The sequence below is a fragment of the Bacillus sp. KICET-1 genome (assembly GCF_027721405.1).
Classification (GTDB): Bacteria; Bacillota; Bacilli; order Bacillales; family Bacillaceae; genus Bacillus; species Bacillus velezensis.
Genome location: NZ_CP113515.1, coordinates 1,005,427 through 1,022,906, shown reverse-complemented (window position 1 = coordinate 1,022,906; position 17,480 = coordinate 1,005,427). Strand labels below are relative to the sequence as shown.

Below are 17,480 nucleotides of genomic sequence, written 5' to 3'. Positions count from 1 at the left end.
TATCTGCCACTCCTCACTTGTTAGCGTTCCAGGATCCATTCATGGGCCGGATCATTATGAAACTTCCATTTTCGTGTCGGTCCCGCCATTACATTCAGGTAGTAAGAGGTATACCCGTCCGGAACACCAACCGGGTGATAGCCCGCCGGCACGATGACAACGTTTTCATTTTCTGCGGTCATCGTCTCGTCAATCGAGCGGTCGTCCGTGTACACACGCTGGAAGACAAACCCCTGCGGCGGGTCCGTTTCATGGTAATAGGTTTCTTCTAAAAAGGATTCAGCCGGCAGATTGTCTTGGTCATGTTTATGAGGCGGGTAGCTCGACCAGTTGCCGCTGTCCGTGTAAACTTCAACAACGAGAAGGCTGTTTGCCGATGGATCTGAATCGGGGAGAATATTATGAACGGTTCGTTTGTTTGCCAGCTTGCCGCGATGTTCCACACCGTTGTCTTCCGCTTTAATCAGCTTTGTCGGAAGCTGGTGTTCGGACGGAGAATAGCACAGCGCGACCCTCGCCCCGCTGACGGCTGTGATTCCAAAAGAGCGGTCATTGGACACATAAACGCTGTCCGTCGGTTTTCTTTCAAATACGCTTTCACGGGTGCCGATGCTTTCAAATGTCTGATCATAATCAGTGACGGTGATTTTTCCCGTTACCGCAACGATGCAGCACTCCGTCTTTTTCAAATCTTCTGTATATGCGGAACCGGGAGTGAGGTCAACGACTTTAAATCCGACGTATTTGAGATCTGAATTGGCTGAAGTGACGTCATGTATGATGTTCACACCTTGAGAAATCTCATCGGCCTGCGGTTTGCGCAGCAAATGACTCATGTTTATTCCTCCTTAATTGATGGTAAAAGAAAACCCGGACGGAATCACAAAGCCGTCCGGGCCGGCTGTCAGATCAATTGAAGTCAGGAGACGGGTATCGTGCCGTCACGACTTTTTTACGTGTATAGAAGTCGACGCTGTCTTTTCCGTTTGCGTGCAATGTGCCGAAGAAAGAAGACTTCCAGCCAGAGAACGGGAAGAATGCCATCGGCGCCGGCACGCCAAGGTTGATGCCGAGCATCCCCGCGTCAATATTCTCACGGAAGTAGCGGATCGCGTGCGCATTTGAAGTGAACAGACACGCGCCGTTCGCAAATTCAGACTGGTTGGCGATGTCCACCGCTTCTTTTAAGTTTTTCACGCGGATGACCGACAGAACGGGCGCAAAGATTTCATCTTTCCAAATCGTCATATCCGTCGTCACGTTGTCAAAAATCGTCGGTCCGACGAAATAGCCGTCTTCCGTTGCGTTTTCACGCCCGTCACAAAGAAGTCTCGCTCCTTCTTCGATGCCTTTTTCAATATAGCTGTGCGTGCGTTTTTTGTTGTCCTCGCGGATGACCGGGCCCAAGAATACGCCGTCATCCAGTCCGTTTCCGATCTTGATGTCCTCTGCTTTTTCCTGTAGTTTCGCCATAAACTCATCAGCGATTCCCTCTTCAACCGTCACAACCGCGCATGCCATGCACCGCTCTCCTGCCGAACCGAATGCCGCACCGATAATGTTTGTCACCGTATCTTCAAGGTGGGCGTCATTTAACACGATCGTATGGTTTTTCGCGCCCGTTAACGCCTGCACGCGTTTCAAATGTTCGCTGCCTTTTTTGAAAACATACTCGCCGACAGGTTTTGAACCGACGAATGAGATGGCTTTAATATCCGGATGTTCAAGAACGCCGTTTACGACGTCATGCGCGCCGTGCACGACATTGAAGACGCCCTTCGGCAGACCGGCCTGTTCAAACAGCTCTGCCAGTTTTTCCGTTAACAGCGGCGTGCGCTCAGACGGCTTCAGAATGAACGTGTTTCCTAATGAAATCGCCATCGGGAACATCCAGCACGGAACCATCATCGGGAAGTTGAACGGTGCGATACCGCCGACCACCCCGATCGGATAGCGGTAATTCGCCGCCTCTACATCCGTCGCAATAGAGGCAAGTGAATCGCCCATCATGAGTGACGGCGCGCCCGCTGCGAATTCGACGTTTTCAATTCCGCGTCCCACTTCACCGAGTGCTTCTGTCGTGTTTTTACCGTTTTCCAAAGTGATCAGACGGGCAAGCTCTTCTTTGTTCTGCTGGAGAAGCTGCTGATAGTTAAATAGGATTCTCGCACGGCGCGGCACTGCCGTCTTTGACCATGTTTGAAACGCCTCTGACGCTGAGCGGACGGCGTATTCCACATCCTCCCGCGTAGAAATCGGAACCTGGCACATCACTTCTTTTGTAGCCGGATTGACAACGTCTTCATATTGATCTGTCTTACTTTCAACCCATTCACCATTGATGTAGTTTTTCAGTTTTCTGATCTCTGCCATTCTCATTGCCTCCTTAAATAGTAAACATCCTGTTCAGCTGGATAATAACGGATGAATATATTCATCTTTTACATATAAAAGACATGAATTAAACGCTTACAAATGCTAAAATGATGGTGACTCCCAATCTTCCCATGTAAAAGTTGGTCATGTACCGGAAAAAGCAAACGGTTACATCTTTCGCTTTTGATTTTACAGGTTATATTTTGGTCATTTCTTGGTTACATTGTAAGCCCAACACATCTTCAAGTCAATCTAAAAAATCAAAATTTTTTCATTATTTTTATCATACTTTTTTTGATCGGGAAAACAGGAACTTGGAGAACCGTGTCGAATCGTACGGTGTGAACCCTCTTTTTTATCATTTGTTAAGTAACTATTGATTAACTTCTGGTGTTTATTATATATTTTAATTACTTTAAGAATTCTAGAAGGAGTTTTTTTATGAAACTGATGCGGATTCAGGAGATGGAAGAATACATTCTCAAACACGGAGCCACTTCGCTGGATGAGCTGTGCGAGGTATTCAATGTCTCTAAAAACACGGTCAGACGCGATATTAATAAGCTTGCGGAAAAAGGGGTTATCAAAAAGGTATACGGCGGCGTGACATCAGCCGAAAAATCTGTGCTCGTCCCTTTTGAGAACCGCACCATTCAACATCAGGATGAAAAAATCAAAATCGCCCGCTATGCGTCACGGTTTATCGAGGATCACGATCTTGTGTTTATTGATTCCGGCACAACGACCAAATCGATGCTGGAGACGCTTGATCCCGATAAGAATGTAACGGTTTTGACGAACAGCCTTGATATTATTAACGCGGCTTCATCCATGAAAAATATCGACCTGATCATCATCGGCAATAACTACAAACGGAAGACAAGGTCGTTTGTCGGCATTGATGATCCGAGCACACTCAATAAATACAACATTAACAAGGCGTTCATGTCCGCTACCGGGACAACGATCACCCACGGCCTGACGAATTCCGACTTACTGGAATACGAGGTGAAAAAGAGAATTTCCGAAAAGGCGAACGAAGTGTATCTGCTCGCGGATCATTCCAAATTCGGCAAATCCACACTTTTGACTTACGCGCCTTTCGACCGGCTTCACAGCATCGTCACTTCTCAGCAGCTCGATGAGGAATATACGAAGTATTGCCAAGAGCATCAAATCGACATTCACTTGGCATAGCGTTATAGTTAATAGAGAACGCTGCCGTATTTTTCCGGCAGTCGCTATGATATCCAATTTTTTCAGGGGGCGAAAACATGAGCAAAGTAACAATCGGCAAAACTGACCTAAAGGTATTTCCGATCGGTTTGGGAACAAATGCGGTCGGCGGACACAATCTCTATCCGAATCTGAATGAAGAAACGGGAAAAGAATTGGTCCGGGAAGCGATTAAAAGCGGCGTTACCATGTTAGATACCGCCTACATTTACGGTGTGGGCCGTTCTGAAGAATTAATCGGCGAGGTGCTGAAAGAATGCAACCGCGAGGATGTCTTCATCGCCACAAAAGCCGCTCACAGAAAAGAAGGCGATGACTTTGTTTTCGACAATTCACCGGCCTTTTTGAAACAATCGGTCGAAGACAGCTTGAAACGCCTGCAGACTGATTACATCGATTTATTCTACATCCATTTCCCGGATGAGCACACGCCGAAGGACGAAGCCGTTCAAGCATTGAATGAGCTGAAAAAAGAAGGAAAAATCCGTTCCATCGGCGTATCCAATTTCTCTTTGGAGCAGCTGAAAGAAGCCAATAAAGACGGCTTAGTCGACGTGATTCAAGGAGAATACAACCTGCTGAACCGTGAGGCGGAAAAGACTTTCTTCCCTTATACGACAGAACACGGCATCTCATTCATTCCGTACTTCCCGCTCGTATCCGGACTGCTGGCCGGCAAATACGACGAGAACACAACCTTCCCTGAAGGCGACCTGCGCAATGATCAGGCGCATTTCCAAGGGGAACAGTTTAAAGAAAACATCAAAAAAGTCAACCAGCTCAAACCGATTGCCGAAAAGCACAATGCCGATACGGCGCATATCGTGCTTGCCTGGTACTTGGCGAGACCTGAAATCGATATCCTGATTCCGGGCGCCAAACGCGCGGATCAATTAAAAGACAACATGAAAGCAGCCTCCATTACGCTATCTGCTGAAGAAATCGCGTTTATCGACAAGCTGTTTTCCTAAGAAAAAAAACACGCCTTTTAAAAGGGGCGTGTTTTTTTTATGTTTATATTTTTCTCTTCGGGGAATGAAATAGTTATCTAAATAAACTATTATGCGTTCCAAAAGATGAGGAGGATCATCTGTGAAGAAAAGTACCAAAAAATACCTGATTTACTTTTTCGGAGCATTAGGCGGGCTGCTTTACGGCTATGACACCGGTGTAATTTCAGGGGCTTTGTTATTTATTAACAATGATATTCCTTTAAACACGCTGACCGAGGGATTGGTCGTCAGCATGCTACTGCTCGGTGCGATTTTCGGGTCCGCCTTAAGCGGGACATGCTCTGACCGATGGGGCCGGAGAAAAGTGGTTTTCGTCCTTTCACTCATTTTTATTATCGGCGCGCTTGCGTGTGCGGCTTCGCAAACCGTCACTATGCTGATTATCTCCCGTGTCATTCTCGGGTTAGCCGTCGGCGGCTCAACGGCGCTGGTTCCCGTTTATCTATCTGAGATGGCGCCGACAAAAATACGCGGAACGCTCGGCACATTGAATAACTTAATGATTGTAACCGGAATTTTACTCGCATATATCGTGAATTACATATTCACCCCGTTTGAAGCTTGGCGCTGGATGGTCGGTCTCGCGGCAGTACCGGCGGCGCTTTTATTAATCGGAATCGCGTTTATGCCGGAATCTCCGAGATGGCTCGTCAAACGCGGCCGTGAGCACGAAGCCAGACAAGTCATGGAAATGACGCACGACAAAAAGGATATCGCCGTTGAATTGGCGGAAATGAAACAAGGAGAAGCCGAGAAAAAAGAATCTACGCTCGGCTTGCTGAAAGCAAAATGGATCCGCCCTATGCTGCTGATCGGGATCGGCCTCGCCATCTTCCAGCAGGCGGTCGGTATCAACACGGTGATTTACTATGCGCCGACCATCTTTACAAAGGCAGGACTCGGCACTTCGGCGTCCGTTCTCGGCACGATGGGCATCGGTGTCTTAAACGTCATCATGTGTATCACCGCCATGATCTTAATTGACCGGATCGGCCGGAAAAAACTGCTGATGTGGGGAAGTGTCGGCATTACCTTGAGCCTGGCGTCACTATCAGCCATTCTCCTTCTGGCCGGCCTGTCAGCTTCAACGGCATGGCTGACCGTGCTGTTTCTCGGCATCTATATCGTTTTCTACCAGGCGACATGGGGTCCCGTCGTATGGGTTCTGATGCCGGAGCTGTTCCCGTCAAACGCACGCGGAGCCGCAACCGGATTTACGACATTGATTCTGTCGGCAACCAACCTGATCGTTTCACTGGTATTCCCGCTTATGCTGAGCGCCATGGGCATCGGCTGGGTATTCGGAATATTCTCAGTCATTTGCCTCTCATCCTTCTTCTTCGCCGCTTACATCGTTCCCGAAACGAAGGGCAGAAGTTTAGAAGAAATCGAAACGCACTTGAAAAAACGGTTCTCCTTAAAGAAGCGCAGCAAACAAAATCAAATTCTTAAACAGCGCACACTGTAATAAAAAAAGGAATCGCCCCCGCCGGGCGATTCCTTTTTGGCGTCATACCATAACTTTGCAGATGTCATTCGTAAACTCGACCGGATCATGGATCGGCAGCCCTTCAATCAGAAGCGCCTGATTGTACAGCAGGTTTGTGTATAATGCCAGCTTTTCCCGATCTTGTCCGTGCGCGTTCTTTAACGTCTCAAACACTTCGTGGTTCGGGTTGATTTCCAGCACTTTTTCCGCTTTGACCTGCTGGCTGTCAGGCATGGCGTTTAACACTTTTTCCATTTCGATCGTCACTTCGCCGTCTGTCGCAAAGCAGACCGGATGAGATTTTAAACGTTTCGATGCTCTGACGTTCTTTACTTTATCCGCAAGAATCTCTTTCATGCTTTCGAACAGGTCTTTATATTCGTTCTCTTCGGCTTCAGTCTGCTTTTCATCTTCGTCACTGTCGATGCCTAAATCGGCGCTGGATACGGATTTGAACTCTTTTTCCTCGTAGCTTGTCAGCATTTTGATCGCGAATTCATCAATATCCTCCGTGAAATATAAAATCTCGTAGCCTTTGTCCGCCACCATTTCAGTTTGCGGCAGCTTTTCAATCCGCTCATATGAATCACCGGACGCGTAATAGATATATTTTTGATCCTCAGGCATTCTGGACACATATTCGTCCAGAGTGACGAGCTTTTTCTCCTTAGATGAATAGAAGAGAAGCAGATCTTTTAATACGTCTTTATTCGCGCCGAAATCATTATAGACGCCGAATTTCAGCTGTCTGCCGAAAGATTCATAGAAAGATTCGTATTTTTCCCTTTTGTTCTTCAGCAGGCTCTTCAGCTCGGCTTTGATTTTTTTATTGATGTTTTTCGCAATCAGCTTCAGCTGGCGGTCGTGCTGCAGCATCTCTCTGGAAATGTTCAGCGACAGATCCTCAGAATCCACCATGCCTTTTACAAAGCTGAAATGATCCGGAAGCAGGTCGGCGCATTTGTTCATGATCAGCACGCCGTTGGAGTACAGCTCCAATCCTTTTTCGAATTCCTTCGTATAATAGTCAAACGGCATGTTTTCCGGAATAAACAAAATCGAATTGTAACGCACCGCTCCATCGACGCTGATATGCACATGGGTCAGCGGTTTATCAAAACCGTAATGCTTCTCGGCGTAAAAAGCCTCGTAGTCCTCATCCGTCAGCTCGCTTTTATTTTTTCTCCAGATCGGCACCATGCTGTTGACCGTCTGTTCTTCCTGAACTTCTTCAAATTCGTTCTCGCTGCCCTCTTTCGGCTTGTTGACCGTCTCTTCCATTTTGATCGGGTAGCGGATAAAATCAGAGTACTTTTTCACGATCGCTTTGATGCGGTAGTTTTCTAAAAACTCATCATAGCTTTCATCTTCTGTGTTTTCTTTTATTTTCAAGGTGATTTCCGTACCGACGGTTTCCTTGTCACACGGCGCGATCGTGTAGCCGGCAGCCCCTTCCGACTCCCATACATACGCCTCGTCACTGCCGAGCGCCTTACTTTTCACCGTGACTTTATCAGCCACCATAAACGCCGCATAAAACCCGACGCCGAACTGGCCGATAATGTCATGGCCATCTTTCGAGTCATTTTCTTGCTTGAAAGCGAGTGAACCGCTTTTCGCAATCGTGCCGAGATGCTGTTCAAGCTCGTCTTTTGTCATCCCGATACCGGTGTCTTTGACGGTGAGCGTTCTCGCTTCTTTGTCCGCCGTCACTTTTATGTAGTAATTGTCTTGATCAAACGTTAATGAATCATCGGTTAACGCCTTGTAATAGATTTTGTCAATCGCATCGCTCGCGTTGGAAATTAACTCGCGGAGAAAAATTTCCTTCTGCGTGTAAATGGAGTTAATCATCATGTCCAGCAATCGCTTGGATTCTGCTTTAAACTTTTTTTTCCGCACTTCAGATCTCTCCTTTAATTATGCTTTGATGTTATGTAAAATCTTTTCAGCATCTATTTATCATATACAGTTACAATTGTCAACTAGCATTAGCAGATGCATATATTGTAAATTTAACATGTTAATGGATTCATTTCACCCATTTTATCAATAAAAAAGAGAGAATGTTGATCATCCTCTCCTCTCTGCTTCTTTCCGGCGGCCGAATTCCTTCTTCATCCATATGTATGACGGGTAGAAAAACAAACTAAATAAGATAAGAGATCCCAAGTTTCGCAAAGACTCATGCAGAACATTTCTTACAGTGAGAGGAAATGTGATGTCCTGAAATAGAATAGAGATAACGGTGTAAATCACAAATCCCATAGGAACAATGGCATAACAATAAAACGCTATCTCCTTCTTATGCTGGATCTTCAAAATATGCAAACCTTCAATGATGTATATACATAATATTAACATATTTAATAGCTATTTAGAAACAGACCGCCGTATGTTTATCCCCCTATTCAGCGGGAACAGATATAAAAAAGGAGGAATCGCAATATGGGAAGATTAACAGACAAAACCGCAATCATCACAGGGGCCGCGACAGGCATCGGACAAGCGACGGCACGGATTTTCGCCGATGAAGGCGCCCGCGTGATCTGCGGTGACATCAATGAAAGCGAACTGAATGAAACCGTCAGCGCCATCAGAAAAAACGGCGGAGAAGCAGAAGCCTTTCACCTTGATGTATCAGACGAAGAAAACGTAAAGTCTTTTGCGGACGGCATTCAGCAAAAGTACGGAACAATTGATATTCTGTTTAACAATGCCGGTGTTGACCAAGAGGGCGGAAAAGTCCATGAATACCCGGTCGACCTGTTTGACCGGATCATCGCCGTCGATCTGCGCGGCACATTTCTGTGCAGCAAATACCTGATTCCGCTCATGCTCGAAAAAGGAGGCTCCATCATCAACACCTCCTCCATGTCCGGCCGGGCCGCAGACCTTGACCGCTCAGGCTATAACGCCGCAAAAGGCGGAATCACGAACCTGACGAGAGCGATGGCCATTGATTACGCCAGAAGCGGAATCCGCGTCAATTCCTTATCGCCGGGGACGATTGAAACGCCGCTCATTGATAAATTGGCAGGCACGACAGAAGACGAAATGGGCGAGGCGTTCCGTGAAGCCAACAAATGGATCACGCCGCTCGGCCGGCTCGGAAAACCGGAAGAAATGGCAGCCGTCGCGCTCTTCCTCGCTTCAGACGACAGCTCTTACGTAACGGGAGAAGACATCACCGCAGACGGCGGCATCATGGCATACACTTGGCCGGGAAAAATGCTGATTGATAAGAAGTGGAAGGAAGAGACGGAGTGACGATAGATAATAAAAAAAGCCAGTGTAAAAAAACACTGGTTGAACAAGCTGAGGGCGGGTTACTTAAACCAGCCCTTTTCCTTTGATCGGGTAATGGCTTCAATTCGATTTTTTACTTCTAGTTTATCCAGAATCATCGAAACGTAATTGCGGACTGTGCCACTTTTGATGCTGAGGGCGTTTGCGATTTCTTTCGTGTTTTTTCCGTCTGCGACAAGCTCGAGCACCTCTTTTTCCCGTTCAGTCAGCGGGTTTTCTTCACTATAGATGTCCTCCATTAATTCAGGTGCGTAGACGCGTCTTCCTTTCATGACGCTGCGGATGGCGCTGACGAGCTCATCGCTCGGGCTGTCCTTGAGCATGTACCCGCTGACGCCTGCTTTTAGCGCCCGCTGAAAATAGCCGGAGCGGGCAAAGGTCGTCAAAATGATGATTTTCACATCGCTGTCCTTGAGCTTTTCCGCCGCCTCAAGACCTGATACCCCGGGCATTTCAATGTCCATCAGACAGATGTCAGGAGCGTGTTTTTCCACGAAATCGATGGCATCCTGGCCGCTTGTGCCTTGGCCGACAACCGTCATATCCTCTTCTAAATTCAACAGCGAACCGAGTGCGCCGAGCAGCATTTGCTGATCCTCGGCAATGAAGATGTTGATCATCTGCTACCATCCTTTTCTTTTGATTTTGAATCATTCGGGATTCTCATGGTCAGCTTTGTTCCGGCAGCTGTATCGATGGCTAAACTGCCATTCGCGAATTCAAGCCGTTCTCTCATTCCAAGCAGGCCGTTTCCCTGTGAAAAAAAGCGGTCTTCTCTGCATTGAAAGCTGCCGTCGTCTTCTACCGTAATGACAACCTCTTTCCAAAGCTGCTGAATGGTGATGCGGCATACTTTGGCGCCGCTGTGTTTCACGACATTGGTGACGGCTTCTTTAATGCACATGCTGACGATGTTTTCGTTCAGCAGAGAGATATGTTTGGGCGCTTCTTTTTCTTCATACACAAATTCAATTCCTGCCGCTTCAAGAATTTGCCGAACATTGCCGAGCTCATCCTTCAATCGGATGCCTTTCATCGACGATACAATTTGTCTGACCTCATTTAAGGAGGTGCGGGCCGTCTGTTGAACGCTTTTCAGCTCAGTGCGGGCCTGTTCAGGGTCCTTGTAAATCAACTTCCGGGCAAGGTCGCTTTTCAGTCCGATTAAGGAGAGCTTTTGTCCAAGTGTATCGTGAAGGTCCCGGGCAATGCGCTGCCTTTCTTCCAGCTTCACAAGATCCGCGATTCGTTCATTTGCATATTCTAATTTCTCCTCAAGGCGCTCTCTTGCCTTTCTGCTTCGAATGGTGAGCGGGAGCAGGATGGCACTGATCAGTGTAATGACGATAAACGGAATTTGTGTCAAAAACCACCCTTTTTTCAGAACAAGGCTGAAGTTGACGGCAACCGCCGCACTGATGATATGAATGTAATATAAGATGTAAAAAGGAACTTTGTCTCGGATATGGCCGATGAAGTAGGCGATAAAGAAGGCGAAATAAATATAGCTGAACAGCATAACTGAGCTGGTCGAAATGCCGATCAGAAGAAGCGCCCATAAGTAAACCGGCCAGCCTTTTGCAACAAATGCAAAGCGATATGCGCCAAAGAAAACAAGTGTGAAAATGACGCCGGCCGCCATTACAAAGGTGGAAGAGCTCTTGAAAATAAAATAAAAGGGCAGAATGAAAAAAATCGTCCATATATAAGGAGAAATCCCATTCAGTTTTTGAAATTTAAAATATTTCTTCATCCTTATTCCACCTTCTGCCGCTTGTGTCTACCATCACTTTACCAAAACGCCGCCTTCATTGCATCCTCACACATAAAGAGCAGGCCCTTTCTGATAAGAGAAAGAGCCGCGCGCCATATCAGGCATTTTTCTTTAAAGGTTCTTTCGGCACCTGCTGGGGCGGCGGTGTTTTCCGCGCCTCCCGAAAGGTGACAAATTGCTTTTCATCCTCATCCCACAGACGGAATTTCATGGATTCAAGACTTGTTTTAAGCGTAATGGTCGGTACGTTTTTTAAAGGTTCATGCCCCTCGTGAGCGGCTTCCAGCTTGTAATTCGGCACTTTCGGGCTTAAGTGGTGGACATGATGGTAGCCGATATTGCCCGTCAGCCATTGCAAAAGCTTCGGAAGCTTGTAAAAGGAGCTTCCTTCTACCGCGGCCTGCACATAGTCCCAATGCTCATCGGCTTCAAAATAAGAATCCTCGAATGTATGCTGGACATAAAAGAGCCAAACGCCGATTGACCCCGAAATAAGGAAAATCGGACCCTGAACAAGCAAAAAGTTTTCCCAGCCGACAAGCAGGCACGTCGCAGCAGCCAATAAGACAATCGCCGCGTTCGTGAAATAGGTGTTCCAGCGTTCCTTGCGGCGGGCGCCTTTTACATTGAAACGGTTTTTAATCAGAAATACGTAAATCGGGCCGAGAATAAACATAATAAACGGATTGCGATAAAGTCTGTAGCGTACTTTTGTCCAGGCTGACGCTTCGTTGTATTCCTTGACGGTCATCATCCAAATATCGCCTGTTCCCCGTTTATCTAAGTTGCTGCTTGTCGCATGATGAATGGAGTGGCTGCGCTGCCATTGAGAGAACGGAAACAGTGTCAGCACACCTGAAATAAACCCAAACAGCCGGTTCAGCTTCTTTTGTTTGAAAAAGGATTGATGGCAGCAGTCGTGGAAAATAATAAAGATTCTTGTCAAAAATCCCGCTGCTATTACAGTAAAGGCGAGGGTCAGAAAATAGGAGACATCGAGGCTGAAGTAAGCAAGAAACCAAAGGGCAAAGAACGGTACAAACGTGTTGAGAAGCTGAATGACACTATGCTTTGTATCGGCACCGGAAAATGCGGCAACCTGCTTTTTTAAAGACGCTTGTTTTTGAGTTGCGGCGTGATTGATCATGGATGTCACGTCCCTTCTTTTTCATTATGATCCCAAGTATAACGGGGCGCCGGACGCTTTTGTAGTAGCAGCCATCATGCCCCGAATATGACATTTGTCATGTTTGGCAGCAGAAATGCTGATCTGGCGTCATATGGCAGGTTTTCTTTTTAGCCGGACAATTCATATCGGCACTTCTCGAAGAAAACAGCAAAAAAGAACTCCGCCTGTTTTGGGAGTTCTTTTTCATCATCTTCACAGCAAAATCACCCGATACTTCTTCACATCCAAAAACTGCAGAAACTCCCGGGCCAGCTTGTCCGGCGCGTGGTCTTTTCCTTCATGAAGGCGATATTGAATCAGACCGACGAGCATGGATGCGACATAGTATGCATAGAGCTTTTTGCCCGCCTGAATGTGCAGAGGCTGATGAAGATAAAACGATTGCAGCGCTCTGAACATTTCCGGGATGACGTCAGGCACTCCCGAACCCTCTCTCAGAAAATGGACGAGCGGCAGGCCGTCCGACAGTGCCGAAAAGAGACGGACGAGCGCGGCTTCCGCTTCTTCCATGGAGCAATCGGCAGGCTCTCCTTTTACCGTCAATAATCCGATCAGATCCCGGCATGATTGATGGATGATCGTTTTCAGCAATGCTTCTTTGTTGGCGTAATGGTCATAAAAAGTGGCACGGCGGAGGTTGCTTTGACGGGCAATATCGGAAATCGTGATTGCCGCGTACTCTTTTTTTTCCGCCATTAAGCCGATCATGGCTTCTTGCAAGGCCTGCCTCGTCCGGGTCACCCTGCGGTCGGCGGGCTTTTTTTCTTCTTGTTCCGGCACCCGGCGGCCGAACAGCCAGTAAAACCGTTTTTGAGAAATTAAATCCCACACCTGTCCGCTGATCGCTTCCGGGGATGCTCCGGGCTCCTCATTCAGCCAGTACAACACAATGGCATATGTGTATAACGCGCGGTAATGAATGTACATATCCTGTTCAGTCGGTGAGAAATCCGCATTGACCGGTGACAGCAGCACATCATGCCGGAACACATCTTTTAAAAAAGCATGAAAGTGAAAATACGGCATTTTATGACGGTCCATCATCGTTTGAAAAAACTCCCGATGCCGGTCAACAAAAGACAGGGTCGGATGCACTTTTTGCCATCCGCCATGTAAATGAAGCACATCTTTATTCTTCAGCGAATCATAAAGCGCTTCGCTCAGCCCGTCTTTCATTTCTTCCTCTATATCCTCTAAAATCGCATATTTATCTTCGTAATAAAGGTACAGTGTCCCCCGGCTCACATGCGCCCGTTCGGCGATGTCCTTCATGGTCACACGGCGGATATCCCGCTCTCCAAGCATGGCCAAAAGCGCTTGTTTGATGTCAGTTGTCACAGAATCCGGCATAAGAGACACTCCTTTCATTAGACAGATCACCGCAATTTGTACGGTAACGTATAGATGTGTTTACGCTGTCTTTGCCGCAAAAACACATCACATTATAATAGGCCCTGAAGAAACAAAAAAGCAACCAGAGGAGGAAGACCGATGGATCAGCATATAAAAGCAGACATCAAACGCGTCTTTGAGCTTCAGAAAAAAAATCAAAAAACGCTGCGTGCTTCAACAGCCGGGCAGCGCAGAGAAAAGCTTCAGCGCTTTTTAGATGCCGTCACCGCACATGAAGAAGAAATCATCGAGGCGATCAGACGGGACGTCCGCAAGCCTTATCATGAGGTGAAAAGAGCGGAAACGCAGGGAACGATCAAGGCGATTAAAGATAATATGAACAATCTCGACACCTGGATGGCGCCGAAACGCGTCGGCTCATCCGTCAGCCCCGACGCTGACGGCGTATTAATGTACGAGCCAAAAGGCGTCACCTTAATTCTCGGCCCATGGAATTATCCGTTTATGCTGACGATGGCTCCGCTTGCGGCTGCCATTGCGGCCGGCAACAGCGCGATTGTGAAGCTGTCCGATTTTACGATGGAGACGAGCCATATCGCCGCGACAGTTATTCGCGAGGCATTTCACGAAGAAGAAGTCGCCATTTTTGAAGGTGAGGTCGATGTCGCCACAGAACTGCTCGACCAGCCGTTTGACCACATTTTCTTCACCGGAAGCACGAATGTCGGTAAAATCGTCATGACGGCAGCGGCGAAGCACTTGTCGTCCGTCACGCTTGAGCTTGGCGGAAAAAGCCCGACGATCATCGACAGCGGCTATGATTTGATGGACGCGGCGAAAAAAATCGCCGTCGGCAAATTTGTCAATGCGGGGCAAACATGTATCGCTCCTGACTATCTTCTTATGAAGGAAGATGTACAGGACACCTTTACAGATCTTCTCCAGACCATTGTCAATGCAGGTTTTATGGAGGATGATCATACGGTTGACCGCAACAAATTCACGCAGATTGTCAACGACCGCAACTTTAACCGTGTCAAAGCTCTGTATGATGATGCCATTGAAAAAGGGGCGAAAACGGCGTTCGGCGGTGTATTTGATGCGCATGACCGCACGATTTCTCCGACCGTGCTGACAAACGTCACGCCTGATATGAAGATCATGCAGGAAGAAATCTTCGCACCGATTCTGCCGATTATGAATTACGAAGATATCAGTGAAGCCGTTGATTACATCACTGAACGGGACAAGCCGCTTGCCTTGTATGTATTCAGCCATAATCAGGAGCTGATCGATTATGTTCTGCAGCATACGACGTCCGGCAATGCTTCTGTCAATGATGTCGTCGTTCATTTCACTGACGTCAACCTTCCGTTCGGCGGTGTCAATACGAGCGGGATCGGTTCATATCACGGTGTGTACGGCTTTAAAGAATTCTCTCATGAAAAAGGCGTATTTATTCAAGCCTCTAAATAAAAAAAGAATCCGCGCACGCGGATTCTTTTTTATTATTTTTTTGCACCGAATGCGAGCAGTTTCGTATAAGTGCCAACGTAGAGCGTGCCGTCTTCAGCCAGAACCGGGGAGGAAATGACATTGCTGTCTGTTTGATAGCGCCATTTTTCATTACCGTCAGCGTCAACCGCATAGACGTTTTTATCGTCAGAGCCGAAGTACACATTGCCGTCCGCATCAATCAGCGGCGCCGTTCTTACAGGCCCGTCCGTATAGAAAGACCAGTTCATATTGCCGGTTTTGCTGATGGAAAACAGCTCGCCGCTTCCGGAACCGATATACACATTGCCGTTATGGTCGATCGCTAATGAAGAGCTGGAGAAACCGTTTAACGGGAACGTCCACTTTACAGCACCCGTTGATGTATAGGCATATAAGTTGCCGTCCTGGTTTCCGGCGTAAACGGTGCCGTCTCTATCTATAACCGGATAACCTTTAAACCCGTTGGACGTCGTTTTTGACCATTTCACTTGGCCAGTTCCGGAATTGATCGCGTAAAAGATATTATTGTACGTTGCCGTATACAGAGTGCCGTTTGATGCTAACACGGGAGCGGAACCGACCACGCCGTTTGTTTTAAACTTCCACTTCTGCGTCCATGTCGAAGGCGACGTCGGTTTAATCGCATAGATATAGTTATCCAGCGTCGACACATACAGCGTGCCGTCAGAGCCGATAGCCGCATCGGAACTAGGCGCTCCGCTCAACGGAACCGATGTTAAAATGTTTCCGGTTTCTTTGTCGATGAAATACAGTTTTTTATCGTGAGAAGGAAGATAAATAACACCGTTTGTTCCGAGCACCGGAGTCAGCGTATAGGTCGTCCCGAGGTTTTCCGTCACCCATTTCACAGTACGTCCGGATGATACGCCGTCAGCTTCCCGTCTTTTGATTGAATAAATACGGTGCCGTCCCCGTCAACCGCGGCTCCCGCGCCGTTTTGAGGATTGGCCGGAACATTCTTTTCCCATTTTAACGCGCCATCGGCAGTGCTTGTAAACCGGCTTTCTCTTGACCAGTTGAACATCGTCGGAGACATCGCCTGCGCGTCATACCGTCCCGCCAAGAAACCGGATGCCGCATGATTTTGTTTAAATACCGTTTCCGCAGCTTGAGCAGCGGCCGGATGCAGCCATTTTGCCCCCGGCAGATCAGAAACCGCCCCCACAGATAAAGCCGCAGCAACCGCAGCGCCGGCCGCCAATGTTTTCATTCGCAATGAAGCTGTCTTTTTTTTCAATGTCAGTTCCTCCCGTTTCTATTAAAAACTGCTATACCGCTTTCATCATACCATAATCATCCTATGAAATATTTGTATTTTCGGTAGATTTATAGAACAAATGTCACATAGCCTGCTGATGCTTCGGGGATGATCGAAACGCGGCAATATACCACACCACATTGACGATGAAAGCCGCGCCTGACCAAACGAAAAGGCCGTAATAAAGAGACAGCTCCTGCCCTAAGGAAATTGCGGTCAATAACGTCACCAACAAGACAGCCGCGCAAATGATAAGCCCGATTCCGCAAAAAACGGCCATGATGATTTTCATGACACGAATACCGAGAATATACATAATGAGCGGGACCGCATATATAACAAGGATCTGGCCGACGGCGGCCCACATGCCCGCGGAATTAAAACGATTCGCGTTCGGCCCCGTTTCCGCAAGCGGAGAAAGCGAGACGAGGACCGGCAATAAACAAAACAGCAGAGCGGAAAGCAAGGTCACCGCAACCGTACCTTTTTTCTTTTGATTCATGTGAATATCCTCCTGACAATAACCCGGCTTTTTTACCGGTAATCTGATAATATGTTATATTTTAGCACGATTTTTACTTAATTTGAGAATGTTTTGTCAAAAACGAATTTACAAATCCAGAAAAATAGATATAATAAATGTTATGGAACCGATATTGATTCATAAAGCGCTATCTAACAAAACACGAAGTGATATTATGACGTGGCTTAAACACCCGGAGGACCATTTTGATGAAAAACCTTACCTTGATCAGGGACTCAGCTTCCGCACCGGAATTTGCGTCGGTGATATTCAGGCAAAGTCGGGGCTTGCGCAGTCCGTCATCTCCAGCTACCTGCTGACCATGCAAAAAGCCGGCCTGCTGGAATCCGAACGAATCGGAAAATGGACCTATTACAGAAGGAATGAAAAACAAATTAAAGCCTTTGCTGACTATGTTCAGCACCAGCTATAACCATGAAAG

At 47.3% G+C, this 17,480-nt stretch carries 15 protein-coding genes and 1 pseudogene; 6 read left to right on the top strand and 10 right to left on the bottom strand.

Annotated elements, in window-relative coordinates; genetic code table 11:
- Positions 1-20 precede the first annotated feature (20 nt).
- Both iolB and iolA read right to left on the bottom strand, forming a co-directional pair.
- On the bottom strand, positions 21-836 hold the full coding sequence (iolB, locus tag OVA33_RS05250) for a 5-deoxy-glucuronate isomerase (protein WP_014419294.1): 816 nt from the start codon (positions 834-836) through the stop codon (positions 21-23).
- 73 nt (positions 837-909) lie between these two features.
- A complete protein-coding gene (gene iolA / locus OVA33_RS05245) occupies positions 910-2,373 on the bottom strand; it encodes a methylmalonate-semialdehyde dehydrogenase (RefSeq protein ID WP_017418538.1) in 1,464 nt (487 codons plus the stop codon).
- 444 nt (positions 2,374-2,817) lie between these two features.
- On the opposite strand from iolA, the gene OVA33_RS05240 reads away from it, so the two are divergent.
- From OVA33_RS05240 to OVA33_RS05230, 3 genes are all read left to right on the top strand, one after another.
- Positions 2,818-3,573, top strand: coding sequence for a DeoR/GlpR family DNA-binding transcription regulator (locus tag OVA33_RS05240; RefSeq protein ID WP_007614879.1), 756 nt, complete (start codon positions 2,818-2,820; stop codon positions 3,571-3,573).
- A 77-nt stretch (positions 3,574-3,650) separates the two neighbouring features.
- The gene (locus OVA33_RS05235) at positions 3,651-4,583 is read left to right on the top strand and encodes an aldo/keto reductase (protein WP_007407843.1); all 933 of its coding nucleotides are present in this window, start codon (positions 3,651-3,653) and stop codon (positions 4,581-4,583) included.
- A 121-nt stretch (positions 4,584-4,704) separates the two neighbouring features.
- A complete protein-coding gene (locus OVA33_RS05230) occupies positions 4,705-6,093 on the top strand; it encodes a sugar porter family MFS transporter (RefSeq protein ID WP_017418537.1) in 1,389 nt (462 codons plus the stop codon).
- A gap of 42 nt (positions 6,094-6,135) precedes the next feature.
- On the opposite strand, the gene htpG is transcribed toward OVA33_RS05230, so the two are convergent.
- Complete coding sequence (gene htpG / locus OVA33_RS05225; RefSeq protein ID WP_017418536.1) at positions 6,136-8,016, bottom strand: molecular chaperone HtpG; 1,881 nt, start codon at positions 8,014-8,016, stop codon at positions 6,136-6,138.
- Between the two features lie 171 nt (positions 8,017-8,187).
- Positions 8,188-8,436 carry a hypothetical protein gene (locus tag OVA33_RS05220; RefSeq protein ID WP_014306134.1) on the bottom strand — a complete coding sequence of 83 codons (249 nt, stop codon included), beginning with the start codon at positions 8,434-8,436 and terminating at the stop codon, positions 8,188-8,190.
- Positions 8,437-8,562: 126 nt separating this feature from the next.
- Here OVA33_RS05220 and OVA33_RS05215 point away from each other — a divergent pair, with 126 nt between their 5' ends.
- On the top strand, positions 8,563-9,384 hold the full coding sequence (locus tag OVA33_RS05215) for an SDR family oxidoreductase (protein WP_022554010.1): 822 nt from the start codon (positions 8,563-8,565) through the stop codon (positions 9,382-9,384).
- Positions 9,385-9,443: 59 nt separating this feature from the next.
- On the opposite strand, the gene OVA33_RS05210 is transcribed toward OVA33_RS05215, so the two are convergent.
- The 4 genes from OVA33_RS05210 to OVA33_RS05195 form a co-directional block, all read right to left on the bottom strand.
- Positions 9,444-10,043 carry a response regulator transcription factor gene (locus tag OVA33_RS05210; RefSeq protein ID WP_017418535.1) on the bottom strand — a complete coding sequence of 200 codons (600 nt, stop codon included), beginning with the start codon at positions 10,041-10,043 and terminating at the stop codon, positions 9,444-9,446.
- Positions 10,040-11,176, bottom strand: a complete 1,137-nt coding sequence (locus tag OVA33_RS05205; protein ID WP_270777842.1) for a sensor histidine kinase — start codon at positions 11,174-11,176, stop codon at positions 10,040-10,042. The genes OVA33_RS05210 and OVA33_RS05205 overlap by 4 nt, the downstream gene beginning before the upstream one ends.
- A 118-nt stretch (positions 11,177-11,294) precedes the next feature.
- Positions 11,295-12,344: a Delta(5) desaturase DesA gene (locus tag OVA33_RS05200; RefSeq protein WP_016937409.1), complete on the bottom strand. Its 1,050-nt coding sequence runs from the start codon at positions 12,342-12,344 to the stop codon at positions 11,295-11,297.
- A 234-nt stretch (positions 12,345-12,578) separates the two neighbouring features.
- Entirely contained in the window at positions 12,579-13,736 is a 1,158-nt protein-coding gene (locus OVA33_RS05195; protein WP_128974154.1) for a TetR/AcrR family transcriptional regulator, read from the bottom strand.
- A gap of 141 nt (positions 13,737-13,877) precedes the next feature.
- Here OVA33_RS05195 and OVA33_RS05190 point away from each other — a divergent pair, with 141 nt between their 5' ends.
- Positions 13,878-15,215 carry an aldehyde dehydrogenase family protein gene (locus OVA33_RS05190; protein ID WP_128974155.1) on the top strand — a complete coding sequence of 446 codons (1,338 nt, stop codon included), beginning with the start codon at positions 13,878-13,880 and terminating at the stop codon, positions 15,213-15,215.
- A 32-nt stretch (positions 15,216-15,247) separates the two neighbouring features.
- Here the strand turns inward: OVA33_RS05190 and OVA33_RS05185 are convergent.
- Both OVA33_RS05185 and OVA33_RS05180 read right to left on the bottom strand, forming a co-directional pair.
- Positions 15,248-16,467: pseudogene (locus OVA33_RS05185) on the bottom strand (outer membrane protein assembly factor BamB family protein).
- Positions 16,468-16,597: 130 nt separating this feature from the next.
- Positions 16,598-17,017, bottom strand: a complete 420-nt coding sequence (locus OVA33_RS05180; protein WP_017418531.1) for a DUF5391 family protein — start codon at positions 17,015-17,017, stop codon at positions 16,598-16,600.
- Between the two features lie 142 nt (positions 17,018-17,159).
- Here OVA33_RS05180 and OVA33_RS05175 point away from each other — a divergent pair, with 142 nt between their 5' ends.
- Positions 17,160-17,471 carry an ArsR/SmtB family transcription factor gene (locus OVA33_RS05175; protein ID WP_014722059.1) on the top strand — a complete coding sequence of 104 codons (312 nt, stop codon included), beginning with the start codon at positions 17,160-17,162 and terminating at the stop codon, positions 17,469-17,471.
- The last annotated feature ends 9 nt before the right edge of the window (positions 17,472-17,480 follow it).

Coding starts and splice junctions, on each gene's coding strand:
- OVA33_RS05205 (WP_270777842.1), bottom strand. CDS start 11,176: ATGAAGAAATATTTTAAATTTCAAAAACTGAATGGGATTTCTCCTTAT.
- OVA33_RS05190 (WP_128974155.1), top strand. CDS start 13,878: ATGGATCAGCATATAAAAGCAGACATCAAACGCGTCTTTGAGCTTCAG.
- OVA33_RS05200 (WP_016937409.1), bottom strand. CDS start 12,344: ATGATCAATCACGCCGCAACTCAAAAACAAGCGTCTTTAAAAAAGCAG.
- OVA33_RS05175 (WP_014722059.1), top strand. CDS start 17,160: ATGGAACCGATATTGATTCATAAAGCGCTATCTAACAAAACACGAAGT.
- OVA33_RS05210 (WP_017418535.1), bottom strand. CDS start 10,043: ATGATCAACATCTTCATTGCCGAGGATCAGCAAATGCTGCTCGGCGCA.
- OVA33_RS05180 (WP_017418531.1), bottom strand. CDS start 17,017: ATGAATCAAAAGAAAAAAGGTACGGTTGCGGTGACCTTGCTTTCCGCT.
- OVA33_RS05240 (WP_007614879.1), top strand. CDS start 2,818: ATGAAACTGATGCGGATTCAGGAGATGGAAGAATACATTCTCAAACAC.
- iolB (WP_014419294.1), bottom strand. CDS start 836: ATGAGTCATTTGCTGCGCAAACCGCAGGCCGATGAGATTTCTCAAGGT.
- OVA33_RS05195 (WP_128974154.1), bottom strand. CDS start 13,736: ATGCCGGATTCTGTGACAACTGACATCAAACAAGCGCTTTTGGCCATG.
- iolA (WP_017418538.1), bottom strand. CDS start 2,373: ATGGCAGAGATCAGAAAACTGAAAAACTACATCAATGGTGAATGGGTT.
- OVA33_RS05215 (WP_022554010.1), top strand. CDS start 8,563: ATGGGAAGATTAACAGACAAAACCGCAATCATCACAGGGGCCGCGACA.
- OVA33_RS05235 (WP_007407843.1), top strand. CDS start 3,651: ATGAGCAAAGTAACAATCGGCAAAACTGACCTAAAGGTATTTCCGATC.